16 protein-coding genes are annotated in these 18,217 nt (G+C 45.2%); 8 read left to right on the top strand and 8 right to left on the bottom strand.

Translation table 11 applies throughout. The features are described 5' to 3' along the window. Window positions 1–15: 15 nt before the first annotated feature. Complete coding sequence (locus tag AC6RV6_RS17635; RefSeq protein ID WP_500242184.1) at window positions 16–1,380, bottom strand: sensor histidine kinase; 1,365 nt, start codon at window positions 1,378–1,380, stop codon at window positions 16–18. A gap of 36 nt (window positions 1,381–1,416) precedes the next feature. Then, complete coding sequence (locus AC6RV6_RS17630) at window positions 1,417–1,821, bottom strand: NIL domain-containing protein (RefSeq protein WP_500242183.1); 405 nt, start codon at window positions 1,819–1,821, stop codon at window positions 1,417–1,419. Between the two features lie 72 nt (window positions 1,822–1,893). On the opposite strand from AC6RV6_RS17630, the gene AC6RV6_RS17625 reads away from it, so the two are divergent. The 4 genes from AC6RV6_RS17625 to AC6RV6_RS17610 all read left to right on the top strand — a co-directional run bounded on the left by AC6RV6_RS17625 (window position 1,894) and on the right by AC6RV6_RS17610 (window position 7,332). After that, entirely contained in the window at window positions 1,894–2,433 is a 540-nt protein-coding gene (locus AC6RV6_RS17625; protein WP_500242182.1) for a thioredoxin family protein, read from the top strand. Between the two features lie 40 nt (window positions 2,434–2,473). Beyond that, on the top strand, window positions 2,474–4,075 hold the full coding sequence (locus AC6RV6_RS17620; RefSeq protein WP_500242181.1) for an AMP-binding protein: 1,602 nt from the start codon (window positions 2,474–2,476) through the stop codon (window positions 4,073–4,075). A gap of 3 nt (window positions 4,076–4,078) precedes the next feature. After that, complete coding sequence (locus AC6RV6_RS17615; protein ID WP_500242180.1) at window positions 4,079–4,597, top strand: hypothetical protein; 519 nt, start codon at window positions 4,079–4,081, stop codon at window positions 4,595–4,597. Window positions 4,598–4,812: 215 nt separating this feature from the next. Further along, window positions 4,813–7,332 carry a VIT domain-containing protein gene (locus AC6RV6_RS17610; RefSeq protein ID WP_500242226.1) on the top strand — a complete coding sequence of 840 codons (2,520 nt, stop codon included), beginning with the start codon at window positions 4,813–4,815 and terminating at the stop codon, window positions 7,330–7,332. 100 nt (window positions 7,333–7,432) lie between these two features. Here the strand turns inward: AC6RV6_RS17610 and AC6RV6_RS17605 are convergent, their stop codons facing one another. The 4 genes from AC6RV6_RS17605 to AC6RV6_RS17590 all read right to left on the bottom strand — a co-directional run bounded on the left by AC6RV6_RS17605 (window position 7,433) and on the right by AC6RV6_RS17590 (window position 13,860). Then, the gene (locus tag AC6RV6_RS17605; protein WP_500242179.1) at window positions 7,433–9,805 is read right to left on the bottom strand and encodes a putative bifunctional diguanylate cyclase/phosphodiesterase; all 2,373 of its coding nucleotides are present in this window, start codon (window positions 9,803–9,805) and stop codon (window positions 7,433–7,435) included. 583 nt (window positions 9,806–10,388) lie between these two features. Continuing rightward, entirely contained in the window at window positions 10,389–11,591 is a 1,203-nt protein-coding gene (locus AC6RV6_RS17600) for a WD40 repeat domain-containing protein (protein WP_500242178.1), read from the bottom strand. Window positions 11,592–11,611: 20 nt separating this feature from the next. Further along, window positions 11,612–12,799 (bottom strand): glycosyltransferase family 4 protein, encoded by a 1,188-nt coding sequence (locus AC6RV6_RS17595; RefSeq protein ID WP_500242177.1) that lies wholly within the window; start codon window positions 12,797–12,799, stop codon window positions 11,612–11,614. Window positions 12,800–13,026: 227 nt separating this feature from the next. After that, window positions 13,027–13,860, bottom strand: a complete 834-nt coding sequence (locus tag AC6RV6_RS17590) for an inositol monophosphatase family protein (protein ID WP_500242225.1) — start codon at window positions 13,858–13,860, stop codon at window positions 13,027–13,029. A 150-nt stretch (window positions 13,861–14,010) separates the two neighbouring features. On the opposite strand from AC6RV6_RS17590, the gene AC6RV6_RS17585 reads away from it, so the two are divergent. The 4 genes from AC6RV6_RS17585 (at window position 14,011) to AC6RV6_RS17570 (ending at window position 17,525) form a co-directional block, all read left to right on the top strand. Further along, window positions 14,011–14,586, top strand: coding sequence for a TetR/AcrR family transcriptional regulator (locus AC6RV6_RS17585; RefSeq protein ID WP_500242176.1), 576 nt, complete (start codon window positions 14,011–14,013; stop codon window positions 14,584–14,586). 61 nt (window positions 14,587–14,647) lie between these two features. Beyond that, on the top strand, window positions 14,648–15,466 hold the full coding sequence (locus AC6RV6_RS17580; RefSeq protein ID WP_500242175.1) for an SDR family oxidoreductase: 819 nt from the start codon (window positions 14,648–14,650) through the stop codon (window positions 15,464–15,466). A gap of 125 nt (window positions 15,467–15,591) precedes the next feature. Beyond that, window positions 15,592–16,632, top strand: a complete 1,041-nt coding sequence (locus AC6RV6_RS17575; protein WP_500242174.1) for an aldo/keto reductase — start codon at window positions 15,592–15,594, stop codon at window positions 16,630–16,632. Window positions 16,633–16,745: 113 nt separating this feature from the next. Then, window positions 16,746–17,525, top strand: a complete 780-nt coding sequence (locus tag AC6RV6_RS17570) for an SDR family NAD(P)-dependent oxidoreductase (protein ID WP_500242224.1) — start codon at window positions 16,746–16,748, stop codon at window positions 17,523–17,525. Here AC6RV6_RS17570 and AC6RV6_RS17565 read toward each other — a convergent pair. After that, a complete protein-coding gene (locus tag AC6RV6_RS17565; RefSeq protein WP_500242173.1) occupies window positions 17,460–17,624 on the bottom strand; it encodes a hypothetical protein in 165 nt (54 codons plus the stop codon). The two genes, AC6RV6_RS17570 and AC6RV6_RS17565, sit on opposite strands and share 66 nt — an antisense overlap. 112 nt (window positions 17,625–17,736) lie before the next feature. Next, window positions 17,737–18,030 (bottom strand): hypothetical protein, encoded by a 294-nt coding sequence (locus tag AC6RV6_RS17560; protein WP_500242172.1) that lies wholly within the window; start codon window positions 18,028–18,030, stop codon window positions 17,737–17,739. Between the last annotated feature and the right edge of the window lie 187 nt (window positions 18,031–18,217).

Genomic DNA, 18,217 nt, shown 5'->3' with positions numbered 1-18,217 from the left:
TGCCCCATTCCCAATTCACTGTAACAAGGGTAAGATAATTTCAAATTCGCTACCTTCTCCCGACTGGGATTTAAAATTAAATATGCCGCCATGTTTGGCCGTAATAATTTGATAGCTAACTGCTAAACTGGTCTCTTTCGCTGCCCGCATTTCTACGGAAAAAGATTCAAGAATTTGTTCTTGTTGTTCTTGAGTCATACCGATGCCATTATCTTTAACTCGAATTGAAATAAACCTTTCTTCAATTGCTCTATTTCCTTCGGAAGAACGAGAGATGATTTTTGTTTCAATCTCAATTTTGGGTGGGTTTTGGATTAAATAACCGCGATCGAATTCTTGTTTCCATTTTTGCGTGGCAGCACCATCGAGCAAGGCATCAGCAGCATTGATTAAAATATTCGTAAAAACTTGCGTCAGCTTGCCGATATAACAAACAACAGGCGGTAAATGTCCATAATTTCGCACGATTTGAATATCGCTGCCGAGACGACTTTTTAAGAGTAAAATAATACCATCCAAGCAAGCATGAATATCTGCCGGCTTGGGATAAACTTCATCAACATGACAAAAATTTTGCAAACTCATGGCGAGATCGCGCAATCGTTTTGCCCCAGTGGCAATACTTTCGACTGCTTGAGGAAAATCTTTTTTTAAATAGGAAATTTCAATAGCTTCGCGCAATTCTTCAACATTTTGAGAAATCATTCTATTATTTTGTTCGTAAGCAGCGAGTAACTCTAATAAATCTTGACTATAGCCAGAAATATGAGTCAAATTTCCCCAAATAAATCCCACTGGATCGAGAATTTCATGGGCAATGCCATCCACTAAACGTCCCAAACTGGCCATTTTTTCAGTTTGAATCATTTGTGCCTGAGAACGTTCGTAACGAACTTGAGCCTCAATACCGCGAATTTGCCATGAGACTAAACTGAGTTGTCCAAAATCTAAAATTCTGTATTGAGAAGCGGAGAGTTCAACGACAATGGGATCGGCAATAATGCGTGGCGATCGCTTTAATGCTTTTTGCATTGCCGTTAAAATGTGCATATCGCCGGGTAAAATTAAAATATCGGCATTATTATGGCCCCAAAACACACTTAAGGGTTGATCCAAAAAAAAGCCCATTCCTTGAGGAAGTAATAAATATTCTAATAACTGACGACGAGAAACGATTCCTACTAATTCTTCGCCATCTGTTAAAATTACTCCCGGAAGTCGAGGGTTTTGGGCAATGAGATCTGCAAGTTCTACCCCCAAACAAGAAACCGCGATCGTGCTATCGTATAAGGGGAGTTCTTCGAGTGTTGTATCGAGATTGAGATCTCGACCCATTCTGGGAGAATGAGAAGATTTTTCAGAACCAAATTCGTTCTGCATTCGGTAAATTTAAAAATTTCTACAATATGGTTTATTTTAAAAGTTAGTCGAAATTGCTTGTACCGGACAAGTCGGAATGCACTGTTCGCAAACCACGCATCGAGAACGATGAAATTGTAGTTTAAAGGTTTCTGGTGCGAGGGTCAATGCCGTAGTAGGACAAACCCCCGTACATAATCCGCAGTCAATGCAGCTTTCCTCATCAATGAGAATTTCGCGACTGGCAAGAGAGACTTCAATATCTTGCGATCGCATCCATTCGAGAGCCGCTTCGATCGCATCGATATCTCCTAAAAGATCGAGGACTAATTTACCGATTTGGTTGGGGGCAACTTGCGCTCGAATAATGTTCGCAGCAACATTAAAATCTTTGGCTAGTCGATAAGTTACTGGCATTTGCACGGCGCGTTTGGGGAAGATTAAAGTTACTCGTTTTTTCATGAGTGCTGATTGGTGGGGGTTATTTGCTAGAGTATGGAGAAGATACCGACCGATATCTCGTAATTAACTGTTATGAAAAACCGTCTGGGAAAGATTGCGATCGCTTTAGTTGCATTTGTTTTGAGTTTTACATTGTTCTTTGCCTTCCAAACAGACAGAAACGATGCGTCTCTCGACAGTCAAGCTCAAGCAGCTGTGCCGTTAGCGATCGCCTTACAAAATGATAAACCGTCACTCATGGAATTTTATGCGGACTGGTGTACCAGTTGCCAAGTAATGGCCAAAGATTTACAGTCAATTAAGCACGAGTATGGGAATGCTGTTAATTTTGTTATGCTCAATGTGGATAATACAAAATGGTTGCCAGAAATACTGCACTATCGAGTTGATGGGATTCCTCATTTTGTCTATTTAGATCGGCAAGGAAAGAAAGTTGGCGAATCCCTCGGAGAGCAACCTCGTTCTATTTTAGAAGCCGACTTACAAGCATTAATTGCCGATGTTTCGCTTCCTTATGCTCAAACAACTGGTAAAGTTTCTCAGTTTGAGGCCAAGATTAAACCGAGTACCTCTCCAGAAGATCCTCGCAGTCACGGCAGTCAAGTTCAATGAACAATGAAACGAGAAGCTTGCAGTTAGGAAAAAGATATGTATGAATTTGATTGAATTGTTTTGCGATCGCGCTCTGAAACAGCCTCATTTTCCGGCTATTATCGATTGCGATCGCAGACATTCTCGGATTACTACTTTTGGCGAGATTGAATCTTTTTCTCAATGTCTGGCGAGGTTATTTCATCAAAAGGGATTAAAACCAGGAGATGGAGTCTTAATTCTTTATCCTCTTTCGGTAGAATTATATATTATTCTGGCGGCGGTATTTCGCCTCGGTTTAGTGGCAATATTTCTCGATCCTTCTGCGGGTAGAAAACATATCGATCGCTGTTGTCAACTCTATCCGCTTCAAGTTTTAATTGCTAGCACAAAAGCACATTTATTGCAAGTTTTCTACGCAAGTTTGCGGCAAATTCCTCTCAAAATTAGTCTCGGCTGTCCGATGCCTCAAACGATTTCATGGCAGCAAATTAAGCGTTTATCTCCTTACCCCAATATTTATCCTTGTTCTCAAGAGACCTCGGCTTTATTAACCTTTACCAGTGGCAGTACGGGACAGCCGAAAGTAGCCCTACGATCGCACGGTTTACTCTCCGCTCAATATCAAATTTTAGCGCGAACCTTGCAATTGCGACCGGCTGAATTAGAACTTTCTACACTGCCTATTTTTATTTTGGCTAATCTTGCTGCTGGGTTAACCAGTTTGATTCCCGATGTAGATTTACGCTTTCCGGGGAAAATTAGAGCCGATCGCGTCATCCAGCAAATCCAAAAATATCATCCTTCTCGCTTAGTTGCATCTCCTGCATTCTTAGAATGTTTGCTGAATTGGTGTTGCGATCGCGATTTAATGTTACCGCAAATTAAAAAAATTTTTGTCGGGGGTGCGCCAGTAATGCCCCATATCCTTTCTCAGCTTAAAAATGTTTTCCCTCAAGCTCAGATTACTGTAGTATACGGCTCGACGGAAGCCGAACCGATTGCTTCAATTTCCGATGCAGAAATCCTTTGCGAAGATTGGCAAAAAATGCGATCGGGTCGAGGGTTATTGGTGGGAAAACCCGTTCCCGAAATTCAGTTACAACTTTATTCGCGATCGGAACAACAGATATCATTTCTCGATGAAAATGAGTTTAAAAATCGCTGTTTGCCTCGAGAAGAAATTGGCGAAATTATCGTCAGAGGGAATCATGTCTTATCAAAATATTTACACGAGAATGAAGATAAAACGAATAAAATTCACGTCGATCGTACAGTGTGGCATTGCACGGGAGATATGGGATACTGCGATGAATGGGGGCGCTTGTGGTTGTTAGGATCGCGAGCGGGTTGTATTCGCGATCGCTTTGGTATTCTTTATCCTTTCGCCGTTGAATGCGTGGTTAATTCTTATCCTGAAGTGAAGCGATCGGCGGTCATTTCTTGGCAAGGAAAACGAGTCTTGTTCATTGAATTAAATCCCAATCAGAAACAATTCAATTTAAAATCTTGGCAGCATTCTCTTGATTTTGCCAAAATTGCCATCATACAAATCTGTTCGCAAATTCCAGTAGACAAGCGACATAATGCCAAAATTGATTATTCTCGCCTTTATCAAACTACAATCATAAAAAATGCTTATATTCTCGATAAATTTGAGTAATGAATGAGAATAGAATTGAAAGTGTTATTATTGTTGCGATACACAGAAAATTATTCTCTCTTCCTAGGAGATTTGGAAATGCGTTGTTTGCGTCAATCTAGTGCGATCGCTTCTCTCTGTACCGCTATTCTCCTCCTCGCATCAGGTTGTGGCGCGAGCAAAGTTGCCCAATGCAATAGCGTCATCGAAATTGCTAATGGTGCCGTAGAAGAAGCCAGAAAACTCACAAATGAGGGAGACACAAACGAACCGCAAGCGATGCTGCAAGCCGCCGATGCAATGGAGCAAGCCTCTCGCGATATGCAAACATTAGAATTAGAAGATGAAACTCTCCTGCAATTCCGCACGGGATTCATAAAAATGTACACCGATACATCTACCGCAACTCGCACTTTTGTAGATGCCTTTGAAAAGAAAGATCGCCCAGGTGCCGAAGCTGCTCTTGCTGAATTACAACGCGCCACCCAACCCGAACAAGAATTAGTCAACAGCATTAACGGTTATTGTCAAGGAAGCAATTGAATCAGTCACCAGTCACCAGTACGGACGTTGCGTGCAACGTCCGTACATTAGTTATCAGTCACCAATTAACGGTTAATACGCAATTAAAGCTGTTACCAAAAGCGAAACCGAGACTTCTCAGGGCTGTAATTCGTGTCAAGGTACGGTATAGACCAATTCGCAATTGACGATCGTTAGAGAATTGGTCTAGCCGTTGTTTATTGACTTGTTCGATGATGAAAGTATCCCTGTTTTTCTGTTTAACTTTGCTGGTCGTTGGGATGGGTGGGGCGACTTCTCTCGCGATCGCGCAAACTTCCCCTCGATCTGCCTCCAAGCAACTGCGTGCCGATAATAGAAAGCCAGACCCCTCTGCACCCACAGGAGGTCTATTTGCTCCCTCAGAGGAAGGAGAACCCCGTATTTTTCCCCTCAAGCATACGGAAGTTAAGGCAAAGGTATCGGGAAATGTTTCCCGTGTTGAAGTCACGCAAACTTTTGAAAATCCCTTTAATGACCCTTTAGAGGCGATTTACATCTTTCCTTTGCCCGATGAGGCCGCTGTGGATGATATGGAAATCAAGATCGGCGATCGTATTATCAAGGGAGATATTAAAAAACGAGAAGAAGCGAGAGAAATTTACGAACAAGCACGACGGGAGGGACGAACTGCCGGACTTCTCGAACAAGAACGCGCTAACATATTTACTCAATCTCTCGCGAATATTAAACCCGGGGAAAAAATCGATGTCACTATTCGCTATACCGATAGTCTCGCATTTGAAGGAGGTGATTACGAATTTGTGTTCCCAATGGTCGTAGGACCGCGTTATATTCCCGGGACTCCCATTGATGCCAATGCACCCCCTAGGGATCCCAGCCGAGAAAATTGGGGACAAGATACCGATCGCGTTCCCGATGCCTCTCGCATTACCCCGCCCGTGTTACCTCCCGGCACGCGATCGGGTCACGACATTGGCGTAACAGTGGAATTGGCTGCTGGCGGCTTGGTGCAAAATGTACGCTCTCCTTCTCACAAAATCATTAGCAATCGTCGCGGCGAAATCATTGAGGTTAAATTAAACCGAGAAGATACGATTCCTAACAAAGATTTAATTTTACGCTATCAAGTGTCGGGGAAAGAAACCCAAGCCACGGTACTCACTCAAAACGATGAAAAAGGTGGACATTTTGCTCTTTATCTCGTTCCGGCGATCGAATACAAAACCAATGAAATCGTCCCGAAAGATTTGGTATTCCTCATCGATACTTCTGGATCTCAACGCGGAGAACCGATCGCGAAATCCAAAGAATTAATGCGGCGCTTTATTAATGGTTTGAATCCCGATGATACCTTTACGGTGATTGATTTTGCCAATACAGCCCAAGCCCTTTCTCCTAACCCTTTAGCCAATACCAAAAGAAACCGCGATCGCGCTTTAAACTATGTCGAAAATTTAGAGGGAAACGGCGGTACACAACTCCTTAATGGCATTAATGCGGTATTAAAGTACCCGCCAGCCCTCGCCGGACGCTTGCGGAGTGTCGTCTTGCTCACCGATGGCTATATTGGCAATGACAACGAAATTATCGCTCGGGTGCAAAGCGAATTAAAATACGGTAATCGCCTGTATAGTTTTGGGGTCGGTAGTTCCGTCAATCGTTTTTTGCTCGATCGCCTTGCTGAAGTCGGACGAGGAACAATGCAGGTAGTGCGCCAAGACGAACCCAGTCAAGAAGCCGCCGAGAAGTTTTTCCAACAAATCAACAATCCCGTTCTCACGAATGTTCGCATTCGTTGGCAAGGGGAAGGAAGCCGCCCCGATATTTATCCCCAATTTATCCCCGATTTATTTGTCAACCAACCGTTAGTTTTATTCGGGCGCAAAAGCGATCGCGCCAACGGAAAATTAAGCGTGACGGGAATTAGCGCAGGGGGACGGCGCTATAACGAAGTCATTGACGTGAATTTTGAGAATGAAGGCAATCTGGCGATCGCGCAACTGTGGGGACGGGCGCGAATTAAGGAACTGATGTTAAAAATGACGGGAGGCGAAACGCGATCGGGGGTCGAAGCCGTCACGAATACCGCCCTCGCCTATCGTTTGCTGTCCCAATATACCGCCTTTGTTGCCGTCAGCGAAGAAGTTCGCGTCGATCCCGATGGGAGGCGGCACAGGGTCGATGTTCCTGTAGAATTACCCGAAGGCGTAAGCTATGAGGGTATTTTTGGGAACGTGGATGAGGAAACCGATCTGCAAGGGCGAAGGAGAGCCGTCAATCGTCCCTCTTCCGTCCCTCCAGCATCTCCTCGTCTTGTTAATCCGGCTTCACCTTCCTTATCCGCACAACCTTCTCGAAGAGTTCAAGGAAGGGGAACGAGAGGTGATACTGTTTTACCTCCCACAGAAACAGAAGCCGATATCAACGATCGCACCCCTCTCACTGGAGAAGAACGAGCAGAATCTCAACTTGCTTTGCGTTTAGAAGTGATTGAAGCTGACGGATTCGATCGCGCTACGATTGATGCTTTAAACCAATATCTTCGCAATATTTCCATTCCTAATGGAGTCAGTGGCGAATTGATATTTGAATTGCGACTGCGGAATGGGCGTGTCGAACGGGCTATCTTTGATGATGTGGCATCTCGGGTGACCGAAGAAACTCTTGTTAAGGCAATTCGCGATCGCTTGCTAACATGGCAACATCCCCAAAACGCAAGCGGTATCTACGAAATTAAATTGCACGTGCGTTAAAGCGTTGTAGGAATGTTCGCTTGAACGTTCCTACCCATAAATTTTTGGATAATCGTTGTTCATTGCCGATCGGATTTTGGTAAAAAGAAAAGTTGATGATTCATAGAAACCGTGGGTTTTTGAGTAATAGAGTTTCAGCCGCGATCGCATCGATAGGCTTAGAAAATAAATATCCCTGTCCGTAATCGCATTTGAGCTGTCGTAACTGGAGCAGTTGCCCTCGGGTTTCAATACCTTCTGCAACCACGGTAATTTCTAGGGTTCGAGCCAGTTCTAACACCGTTTTGATAATCGTTAAACTTTCCGATTCACTGCCGAGTCCGCGCACAAAAGACTTGTCAATTTTTAACAAACTGAGAGGGAAGCGATGCAATCGGCTCAAAGAAGAGTGACCGATACCAAAATCATCTAAACTCAGCTTAACTCCCAATCCTTGTAACTGCTGCAAGACTGCGATCGCATCTTCTTCATTGGCCGTCAAACTGCTTTCGGTCAGTTCTAATTTTAAACAGTGGCTGTCGAGTCCGGTAACCTCGAGTACGGAACGAACTTGCGTGACTAATTCCGGTTGTAATAATTGAGTCGGCGAGAGATTGACCGCGATGATTAAAGCCTCGCGATCGCAAAACTGACTTTGCCAAGTTTGCAATTGATAACAGGCTTTATAAAGAACCCATTGCCCTAGCAAATCGATTAAACCCGTTTCCTCGGCTAAGGGAATAAACTCGATCGGTGCCACTAAACCCCGTTGAGGATGCTGCCACCGCACCAAGGCTTCAAAACCAATAATACGACCCGTCTCGAGATTGACAATCGGTTGATAGTGGAGGCGAAATTCTTGTTCCAATCGGGATTCAATCCCCCCGAGGGCTTGCCGAAAATCACTTTCCAACTGCCACAGGGCGATCGCAGACTGATGCAATTTCGGGTTAAAAACAGTGTAGTGTCTCTTGCCTTGCAATTTGGCCTGATACATGGCAACCCGAGCGTGACTCAATAACCCTTCTGGAGAGTCGGTAGATTCCCAAGATAAGGCAATCCCAATACTAATGCGACTGAAGGCTTGCTGATGTTCCAAGACAAATGTTGTTTGCAAGCATTCGTCAATGGTGCGAGCTAAAAACGTGACCGTTGCGCTGCTGGCAGGGTGAGGATAAAAAATGAGGAATTCATCTTGACCCCAACGCCCTAACAGGCATTGCTCGAATAATGAACCTTTGAGGATATTCTGCAAGCGATCGCTGACAGCTACCAGTAAGCGATCGCTCGAATTTTGACCTTCGCAAGCTTTCATGTCACCAAAGCGATCGAGATTGAGAACTAAAAGGGCATAGTTTTCTTTTTGCTTCGCTCGACTTCGTTGCAATTGTTGCAAAAACTGAGAACGTTCTGGCAGCCCTGTCAAAGAATCGTACTGAATTGCCCGCACCACAATCGCGCGAATTTGCACCAAGCGCTGGAATAGAGTCGCGAGAACGGTAATTCCCAAGAGGGAAATCGGGGTGACGATGGGGAAGAGATATCCCCCATAAAATCCGACCCCACACAATAAACCCCAACTCACGATCGCTCCAATTCCCCAAATAATTTGCCGGCTCATGCGCTGAGGAATGAGATAAAAACTGAGAAGAATGGCAGCCAATCCATAAATCGACCAAGCCGCGATCGCATTGGGGGGATGCAGGGAGTGAAAAAAACGATGTCTGAGTAGATTATCGACAATTGCCGCATGTAGGTACACTCCACTCGCAGGAGGATTGATATCATAAGGCGTTTTCAACGGATCGAAGCCTAATGCGGTGGCTCCTACCAGTACGACCTTATCAGTAAAGACTGCCTCGGGAATTTTGCCTTGAATGGCATCGGCGAGGGAATATTCTGCCGCAGTCTTCATGCTCCCCGGCCAATCGATCCAGAGGGGGCGATCGAGTTGAGGTAAGGTTAGCTCCAAAGATTCAATGTCAGCGATCGTTAGCCCCAGACTGAGAAAGCCCTGCACTTGTGGGTCAATGGCTTGACTCTTGCCGGACAAGAGAGCGACGTGACCTTCCGCGATCGCGGCTTGACGTAATGGGTGCGGAGAATGCAGTAATTGCCCGTTGCGATCCCACGCAACGGGCAAGATGACGGGAAGACCTTGCTTCATGGCTCGGGCAAAAATGCGATCGTCTCGCGTTTCTTGGGGCATCAACACGTCAAAAATGACGGCTTTGGGCTGCGATCGCTCTAAAATATCGAGTAATTTGGCATAGTGCGATCGCGACCAAGAGAAAGTTTCTAATTCTTCAATGGCTTTTTCGTCAATTCCCACGATAACGATGCGATCGTCCCAACTTCGGGAGCCGCGCAAGCGAAATAACAAGATATTGGCTTGCTCTTCCAAGGGCGCAATAAATCCTGCGATTTGTACCCCGCCAACAATTGAAAGAGCAGCAATTCCGCTCAAAAAACGCTGCCATACCGGGATTCCCAATTCCCTTCCCCAACAGAAGTTGCTTTGGAACTGCTTAAAAAATGCCTGCCAATTCATAGAGGGATTGCATTTGAGAAAAGAGAAAGCCAACTCTAACTCGAGTCAAATTAAGATTCTCCCATTCTGACACGCTATGCTGACTTTGTTCGCAGGAAAGGAGTTTTGCAAACTCAAAACGAACTCTCTGAACGATAATGCGAATCCCTTTTTCGTGTTTTGCAAGCAAAACTTACGCTTTGAACAGAGAAAAAATATGAAGACGTAACAGAATCTTGGGGATTGATTCTCTCTGTCCCACAGAGAAAATTAACTGCACAAACAGCATTTACAATTTTCTCCATTTGCATCGCAACACTGACAGCACCGCGTTGCGAAACTCTGATTCTCTGAGACCTCTAAACTATTTAATTGTCCGAGGAAAGAGACGGCAATTAAAACGGTCAAAAAAACTTTAGCTTTGAACACCAGTAGTACCCCTGAATAATGCACCCTTTAATTGATTGAGATGAGCAAGACTTCGATCGCTCGAGAAAAATAATCTCGAGCTATTTTATTTTTCTGTTTATTTTTCTCTTGCTAGAGATTATCTTACGCCCCAAATTTTAACCATTCCATCCCGACTTCCACTGAAAATACGTTGGCCGTCGGGAGCGATCGCCACGGAAATTACGGACTCTAAATGACCTTTAAGATGATATTGCAATCGTTTTGTTCTTAAATCCCAAATATTAATAGTTTTATCGCGACTGCCACTAAACAGAGTTTGTTCGTCCGGACTTAAACACAAATCATTGACTGCTCCGAGATGGCCGATCAAGCGATATTTTAATTGTTCGGTGGAAAGATCCCAAATATTAATAGTTTTATCGCGACTGCAACTGAAGAGGGTTTGGCGATCGCGACTCCAACACAGTCCGCTAATATGTTCTCGGTGGGCGAGAAAATGCCGAAACAATTGTCCGCTTTTCAGTTCCCAGACTTGAATGGTGCCATCGGCATTCCCACTGGCGACAAACTGCCCTTTCGCGTCAATGGCGAGGGTTTCAATAGAGTTGGCCGCACCGACAAGGGTTCGTACTAGCTGCCCGGTGGTCATATCCCAAAGGTTGAGGGTACAACCGATCCCGCCGCTAATGGCAATTTTGCTGTCGGGAGTGAGGACAAGAGATTTCACAAAATTCGCGCGACCGGTCATGGTTCGCAGCAGGCACCCGGTTTTTAAATGCCAAATATTAATGGTGCGATCGCGACTGCCACTGGCGATCGCGTCGCCTTTGCTGGCAATGGCCGCAGAGGAAACCCAGTCAGAATGACCGATTAACGAATTCTTTGGCTCTCCGCTCGCGGCATCCCAAATCCGTAATGTTTTATCTTGACTGCTACTAACTAAAGTGTTTCCATCTGGACTTATTACCAAATCTGTCACTTCCGAAAGGTGAGCTTTTATGGTAAAAAGACTGGTGAAGAGTTGCCAAGGATTATAAGCTCGCAATGCCAGCAGAACTCTCAAATCCGAGCGATTTTGTTCCTTGAGGTAGCGACGTAACAAACAATAGGCAGCCCAGCACACGGGTTTGGAGGGATCGTTTAAGGCCGCGATCGCCAGATCGATCCCGATAGAACCATATTGCAGCACGTCGGCTAAGGCCGATAATCGCACATTTTCGTCTGCACTCTCTAGGCGAACTTTCAGCCCTTGGACTCCTCCTAAAACCGCACTGCCTCGGGGGAGAGAGGACTGTCCGCCGAGAATGGCATCATAGGGTTTAAGGCGACGTTTGGGCATGATGAGAGAGGTTTTTCACATTACCAAGAGACTTGCGATCGCTCTTTGATAATGCGTTTGTAAGTGGTTTCGGTTTGCCGGGCCAAGTTTTCCCAATGAAAGCGCGAGTATAAATCCTCATGGGCATTATCGATCAGCCATTGAGCGTATCCCGGATTTTTCAGGACTTCGAGAATACCCCAAGCGAGGGAGTCGGGATTATTGGTTTGGGTGACGATGCCGGTTTGGGTATGGCGCACCACTTCGGGTAAACCCCCCGTATCAGATACGACTACAGGAACGCGGGCGGCAAAACTTTCTAAGACGACAATACCAAATGGTTCGTACAAGCTGGGAAAAACGGCACAATTGGCAATGGTTTGAAAGCGATCGAGATCCGCATCGGACATGAAACCGGTAAAGTAACAATTGTCCCAAATTCCCATATCCCATGCTTGTTTTTTCAGGCGATCGGTATTGCCGCCGCCAATAATGACAAATTTAACATGACCCCCCATTTCCCGTAACACCCTCGGAGCGGCGGCAAGGAAAACGGAAACTCCTTTTTCGTAACTCATGCGCCCTAAATAGTAAACAATTTTTTCGCGATCTTCTGCGAAACTGCGACGAAAATGGGTGAGATCTAAATTAGCATCTCGTTCTTTTTTTTGCGGGCGAATGCCGTTATAAACAATGTCAATTTTATCTTGAGGAGTCCCGAAGGCGCGTCCGAGTTCTGCTTGCATATAATTTGTGCAAACAATCACCCGCCATGCCTCATAAATGAGATTGTATTCTTTGCCGTGAATGTAGCGGTGGGTATCGTTATAGAGACCGTTATACCGTCCGTATTCCGTGGCGTGAATGGTGGCAGCGAGGGGCAGTTTAAATTTGTGTTTGAGGGCGATCGCGGCATCTCCTACCAACCAATCGTGAGCGTGAATGAGATCGAATGGCCCTTTATCTCGCAATAATTGACCGCCATAGATGCCCATACTTTCATTCATATTGACCACCCAATGAAAAAAATCATTTCCGGGGGGGACGGTAACGCGATGAAGAAAAATTCCCTCGACCATTTCATTGTAGGGAGTCGAGCCAAACTCTACGGTAATCAGGTGAATTTCGTGACCCAAGCCGACTAATTCTGGATACAATTCGGCGACATGACGGGCAATACCGCCGACAATACGGGGAGGAAATTCCCAAGCTAATACTAAAATCCTCATTGATTATCTAATTTTTAATGTCTTGTATGCTGGAGCAGAACTCAGTGAAACCAACCCCTTTTCCTTGGCAAACTCATGTTTGTTTCGGAAAATTGATAAATTTTGAGAAAAAAGCATTTCTCGCTTTTCTTTAGTCTATAAAAATATTATTGTTACACATTGTTAAGCCATGCAAAAAATTAATGAAAATGTTGTCTTGGTCTCTCTTCTTCTTCGAGAGCGATCGCTCAAATTCCGTATTTTGCCACCACGCGATCGCCGATAAATCCAACTAAAGGTTGAAAAATTGAGAGCGATTCCTCCTTTCCGAGGGCTAAGCAAGGAAAGGGACGAGAGCCATAATTTTTGCCTATTTCTAAAGGAAAAGGATAATTAGGTTCGAGATGAACGAATGCGCCTCCTGCCCCTTGTACAATTGCCCAGACTGCGGCAATATCCCAAATTTTGGGAGTTGCTTCTACGCCGCCAATGGAGGCACCGCAAGCCACGAGGGCGAGGTTATAACTGGCAACACCGATGGAGCGAAATTTACAGGGAAAGGGGTTTTTGAGAATATCCAAACTGCGGGCGCAGAAATTGAATAAATGATTGAAACTGGGGGCATCGGGACTGGTCTGAATGGCTTTGCCGTTGAGATAAGCACCTTTGGGCATGATTAACCCGGTCTGACCGGACCAATAGCCGTAAAAGACTTGACGCAGGGGAGGAAAATTGAGAAAGCCAAAGACGGGAATCCCACGATAGAGCAGACCCAAGGACATTCCCCAGATGGGAATCCCTCGGGTAAAGTTGGTGGTTCCGTCGATGGGGTCTATCACCCAACACCAGTCATTACTGGGAAGAATATGAGTGGTTTCTTCGGTGAGGATACCGTGATGAGGAAAAGTTTGCCCGATCGCATTGCGAATCTGGAGATCGCACCAGCGATCGGATGCAGTGACCAAACTGCCGTCGCTTTTACGTTCGGCGATCGCATGGCCAAAATCCCGCATTAAGCGATCGCTCAATTGTTCGGTAATCGTTTTACAAAAATCTAAAATTCGAGACCAAAATTCTGCCATTAATTTATTTTTCCCATGACCGATTACCCATTTCCCATCGACGGGTTGTGGTGAATCTTGCCCATCAATCATAATACCAAAAGGGTTAAGGGGAAAGACAGGGCAGAATTGGGGATTGACAAAAACTCAAAAACTCGGCATCATTACAGAATGAACATTCAATCGGAAGACAAAAAGCAACGTATTTTGGATGCAACGATGGCGCTGATCGCCGAAAACGGTCTTCATGCTACACCAATGTCCCAGATTAGCAAACGCTCTAAAGTGTCAGCCGGAACAATTTACCATTACTTCTCAAACAAAGATGCACTCATCAATCATCTCTATCTCGAGCTAAAAAAAGAGATGATTGATGCAACTTTTCGCGGTTACGATCTTCAAACCCCCTATCAAGAAAGGTTTTTGTTGATCTGGCGAAATGCTTTTAACTACCTGATATCCAGACCGATGCACTTATCTTTCCTCGAGCAATGTTCGATTTCTCCCCTTATCTCGCCAGAGGTAAAAGAAGCAAGTAACCGATACTTTGCAACTTTACTTGGATTTGTGACAGAGGGCATCGAATTGGGTCATCTCAAGAAAATGGATATTCAGCTTATCTTCTCGCTGATATACGGAAGCATTGTGAACACGGCGAAACTTCAATGGTCTGGCGAACTGGCGATCGCAGACGAACATCGCGAAGCAGCCGCTTTATACTGTTGGGACGGACTGAAAGCTAACTAATTTTTTTCTCCGTTTCCGAATGAATGTTCATTCTAAAAAAGCCAATTTTAAGGAGTTAACAATGAGCCAGAAAACCATTCTCATTACCGGAGCATCATCGGGCATTGGCAAAGCAACCGCCATCAAATTTCAGGCTGAAGGGTGGAATGTCATTGCCACCATGCGAAAACCAGAAGTCGAAACCGAGTTAAAGCAATTAGATAATGTGCGGGTCACTCGTCTGGATGTGACGGACTCTGAGGCGATCGCCACAGCCGTGACTGATGCGATCGAACATTTTGGCAAAATCGACGTGCTTTTGAACAACGCTGGGTATGGTGCATACGGCCCCCTCGAAGCGTTCTCAATGGAAAAAATCCGCCGTCAGTTCGATACTAACGTCATTGGCTTGCTGGAAACGACTAAAGCCGTTCTCCCTCATTTCCGCCAGCAAAAAAGCGGCACGATCGTCAATGTTTCCTCCATTGGTGGCAAAGTGGCTTATCCTCTCGGCAGCCTCTATCACGGCACCAAGTTTGCCGTCGAGGGGATATCCGAGGCACTACAATATGAACTCGCCCCGATCGGCATTAAGGTCAAACTCATCGAACCCGGCGCAATTAAAACCGATTTTGGCGGTCGGTCTTTCGATTTCACCAATGACGAAACAATGGCAGAGTATCAAGGGACGGTGCAATCCGTGATGGGGGCGATGGAATTCTTTGTTTCGCGGCAATCCCTACCGGATGAGGTTGCAAACATTATTTGGGATGCCGTTAACGACGGCACGAGTAAGTTGCGCTATCCGGCGGCTGGTGGTAGCGAAACAATTCTGGCAAACCGCGCCGCACTCGATGATGAGGCATTTTTTCAAGGCATGAAACAGCAGTTCAACTTTTAGAACTAACGCAAAAATCGGCATCGATATATCGAGCCACTCGGCTATTTTGTGGCTCGCTTAGAATGAATGTTCGCTCTGATTTTTAAAGCATTATCAATTTTCTGGCAATAAGTGAGGCAAAGATCATGAAATATTCAGCATTAGGTAACACGGGACTTTACGTTTCGCAACTGACCTTAGGAACGATGACTTTTGACCAAAAGGAAGGATCCTTCGGGCAATTAATGGGCGGTACAGGTCAGGAGTTGGCCACGAGAATGGTAGATTTAGCGATCGAAGCAGGTATCAATCTTTTTGATACCGCCAACATCTATGGTATGGGGGAGTCTGAAGTTATCTTAGGTAAGGCATTGGGAGATCGGCGTAAAAATGTACTTATTGCGACCAAATATTTCAACCCCATGAGCGCCCAACCCAATGCTGTAGGAACCGGCCGTTTGTCAGCCATGCGGGAGGTTGAGGATAGCCTCCGACGGCTTGGCACGGATTGGATTGACCTGTACCAAGTTCACAGTTTCGACGTAACGACCCCCTTAGAAGAAACCTTACGCGCCCTCGATACTCTCGTTCAACAAGGCAAAGTTCGTTATATTGGCCTGTCCAACTTTGCCGCTTGGCAGATTGTCAAAGCCGACGGCATCGCCCGACAGTTAGGTATAGAACGATTTTGTTCAGTGCAGGCTTACTATTCGCTGGTGGGGCGGGAATTGGAACGAGAAATCGTTCCGGCTGCCTTGGATCTGGGTTTGGGGATTCTCGTCTGGAGTCCTTTGGCTGGTGGTTTTCTGACGGGCAAATACACTCGCGAAACCTCTGATGGTCGGCGTACAAAACTAAAGTTTCCACCGATTGACGAAGAGCGCGGCTTTGATATTGTGAATACCTTGGGAGAAATAGCCGATCGCCACAATGTCTCGATACCGCAAATTGCTCTGGCATGGCTGTTACACAAACCGGGCGTAACCAGTATCATTGTTGGCGCTCGTAAAGAAGAACAGTTAGTGGATAATCTAAAATCTGTGGATATTGCCCTTTCAGCAGAAGAGATGACTTGTCTTGACGAGGTGAGCCAACTTGCCCCCGAGTACCCTCATTGGATGCCACCCATGCAGCGTGGCGAAGATTTGGCGAGTCGGCTTGACGATTTGGAGGCAGCCGGGAACTAATTGCTGCACTTTTTCTCAAAATTGGCCAAGATCGACTTGAATGAGCGATCGCCTCGGTGGGAGGACTTTGACCAAAATAACTGTTCGATCGATATTAAATCAAGGAGATAATGATGGGAAATACCGCATTAGTAACGGGTGCCTCAAGTGGCATTGGTGCCGAACTCGCTCGTTTGCATGCAGCCAAAGGAGGAGACCTCGTATTGGTTGCCCGTCGTGAAGAGGCGCTGAATCAATTGAAAGCGGAGTTAGAGAAAGCGCATGGCATTAAAGCCACAGTCATCGTCGCCGATCTCGCACAACCCGACTCTGCCGAAAAAATATTTGCCGCAACGGAAGCAGACGGGATTCAAATTGAGATTCTGATGAATAATGCCGGGTTTGGCGGTCACGGCAAATTTCACGAACGCGATCTTGCTAAAGACCAAGCTATGATGCAGGTCAATATGGTCTCGTTGGTCAATCTCACTCATCTATACTTGCAGGGGATGGTCGATCGCAATTCTGGGAAGATTCTGCACGTGGCATCCACCGCAGGTTTCCTACCGGGACCACTACAGGCAGTTTATTATGCGACAAAAGCCTTTGTGGTCTCCTTTTCTCAGGCGATCGCTCAAGAGCTTGCCGATACGAATGTTACCTCAACAGCACTTTGTCCGGGTGCCGTTGCTACGGGCTTTGTGGCGGCGGGAGATCTCGAAGGCAACTCGTTGTGGGATAAAGCAGCCTCTCCCGAGTCCGTTGCCCGATGCGGGTATGAGGCGATGATGAAAGGCAAACTCGTCAAAATTAACGAGCGATCGCTCAGTTTCCTGTTAAATTGGATATTACCTTTTCTGCCCAGAAAAATCGTGTTGAAAATGTCGCAACGGTCTATGGAAAAAAGCAAGTAGTCTCCTCTTCAAGGAGAGTATAGTCCTCTTTAATCCCAACACTTGCAATGTCAAACCTTGACGCAAATAAATCAAAGTCAATAAGATTTGGTCTTCCACAACTAACTTTTTTTTTCGTTCCTCCGCCTCGGCGAATTAATCTTATCTTTTTCTCTTCTTGTTTTTGCTGGTCTAGATTTTTTTCCGATTTTTTGAGGAGACTTGAACTTATTTAGGAACTTCTTGATAAATCTGATTCACATTTTAACAACTTTTGTTGATTCGCAGTCTGGACAGTTAGGACTATCATTTTTTCTTGTTGCCTTAGTGTTGTGTCTATATCTTCAAATGTTTTCAGTTTGTCAGATGGTGTATTTTGGTGTAGAATTCTAGCGATCGTTTTCGCGTGTTCTTCTATCTTTTCTTGGTCTTCTGGACTCAAGTTCATTTTGCTCATACTCTTTTCAGTTGATTTTTTTTCTTTTACCACTATTTGAGTATTTGTGCAAAACTGAGATGCACCCATCAAAACGTTTTGCTTTCAACGAAAATATTTTAGAATTATTTATTCACTGGTTCGACCTTGACTCCACTTTAATTAAATTGTATCCAACTATTGTCAGCTATTGACCTACGGTTCTCTTGTTTCTTAATTTTGTCCGGAGTATTGCTTGTATCAAGTATAAAAAAATTAAAACAAAAAGAATTATCTA

The sequence above is a fragment of the Spirulina sp. LEGE 11439 genome, from assembly GCF_059821285.1.
The sequence above is the reverse complement of the archived record's forward strand: the minus strand, read 5'-3'. Positions and strand labels throughout refer to the sequence as shown.

Coding starts and splice junctions, on each gene's coding strand:
- AC6RV6_RS17595 (WP_500242177.1), bottom strand. CDS start 12,799: ATGAGGATTTTAGTATTAGCTTGGGAATTTCCTCCCCGTATTGTCGGC.
- AC6RV6_RS17625 (WP_500242182.1), top strand. CDS start 1,894: ATGAAAAACCGTCTGGGAAAGATTGCGATCGCTTTAGTTGCATTTGTT.
- AC6RV6_RS17570 (WP_500242224.1), top strand. CDS start 16,746: ATGGGAAATACCGCATTAGTAACGGGTGCCTCAAGTGGCATTGGTGCC.
- AC6RV6_RS17630 (WP_500242183.1), bottom strand. CDS start 1,821: ATGAAAAAACGAGTAACTTTAATCTTCCCCAAACGCGCCGTGCAAATG.
- AC6RV6_RS17585 (WP_500242176.1), top strand. CDS start 14,011: ATGAACATTCAATCGGAAGACAAAAAGCAACGTATTTTGGATGCAACG.
- AC6RV6_RS17615 (WP_500242180.1), top strand. CDS start 4,079: ATGAGAATAGAATTGAAAGTGTTATTATTGTTGCGATACACAGAAAAT.
- AC6RV6_RS17610 (WP_500242226.1), top strand. CDS start 4,813: ATGAAAGTATCCCTGTTTTTCTGTTTAACTTTGCTGGTCGTTGGGATG.
- AC6RV6_RS17600 (WP_500242178.1), bottom strand. CDS start 11,591: ATGCCCAAACGTCGCCTTAAACCCTATGATGCCATTCTCGGCGGACAG.
- AC6RV6_RS17560 (WP_500242172.1), bottom strand. CDS start 18,030: ATGGGTGCATCTCAGTTTTGCACAAATACTCAAATAGTGGTAAAAGAA.
- AC6RV6_RS17620 (WP_500242181.1), top strand. CDS start 2,474: ATGAATTTGATTGAATTGTTTTGCGATCGCGCTCTGAAACAGCCTCAT.
- AC6RV6_RS17590 (WP_500242225.1), bottom strand. CDS start 13,860: ATGGCAGAATTTTGGTCTCGAATTTTAGATTTTTGTAAAACGATTACC.
- AC6RV6_RS17635 (WP_500242184.1), bottom strand. CDS start 1,380: ATGCAGAACGAATTTGGTTCTGAAAAATCTTCTCATTCTCCCAGAATG.
- AC6RV6_RS17580 (WP_500242175.1), top strand. CDS start 14,648: ATGAGCCAGAAAACCATTCTCATTACCGGAGCATCATCGGGCATTGGC.
- AC6RV6_RS17575 (WP_500242174.1), top strand. CDS start 15,592: ATGAAATATTCAGCATTAGGTAACACGGGACTTTACGTTTCGCAACTG.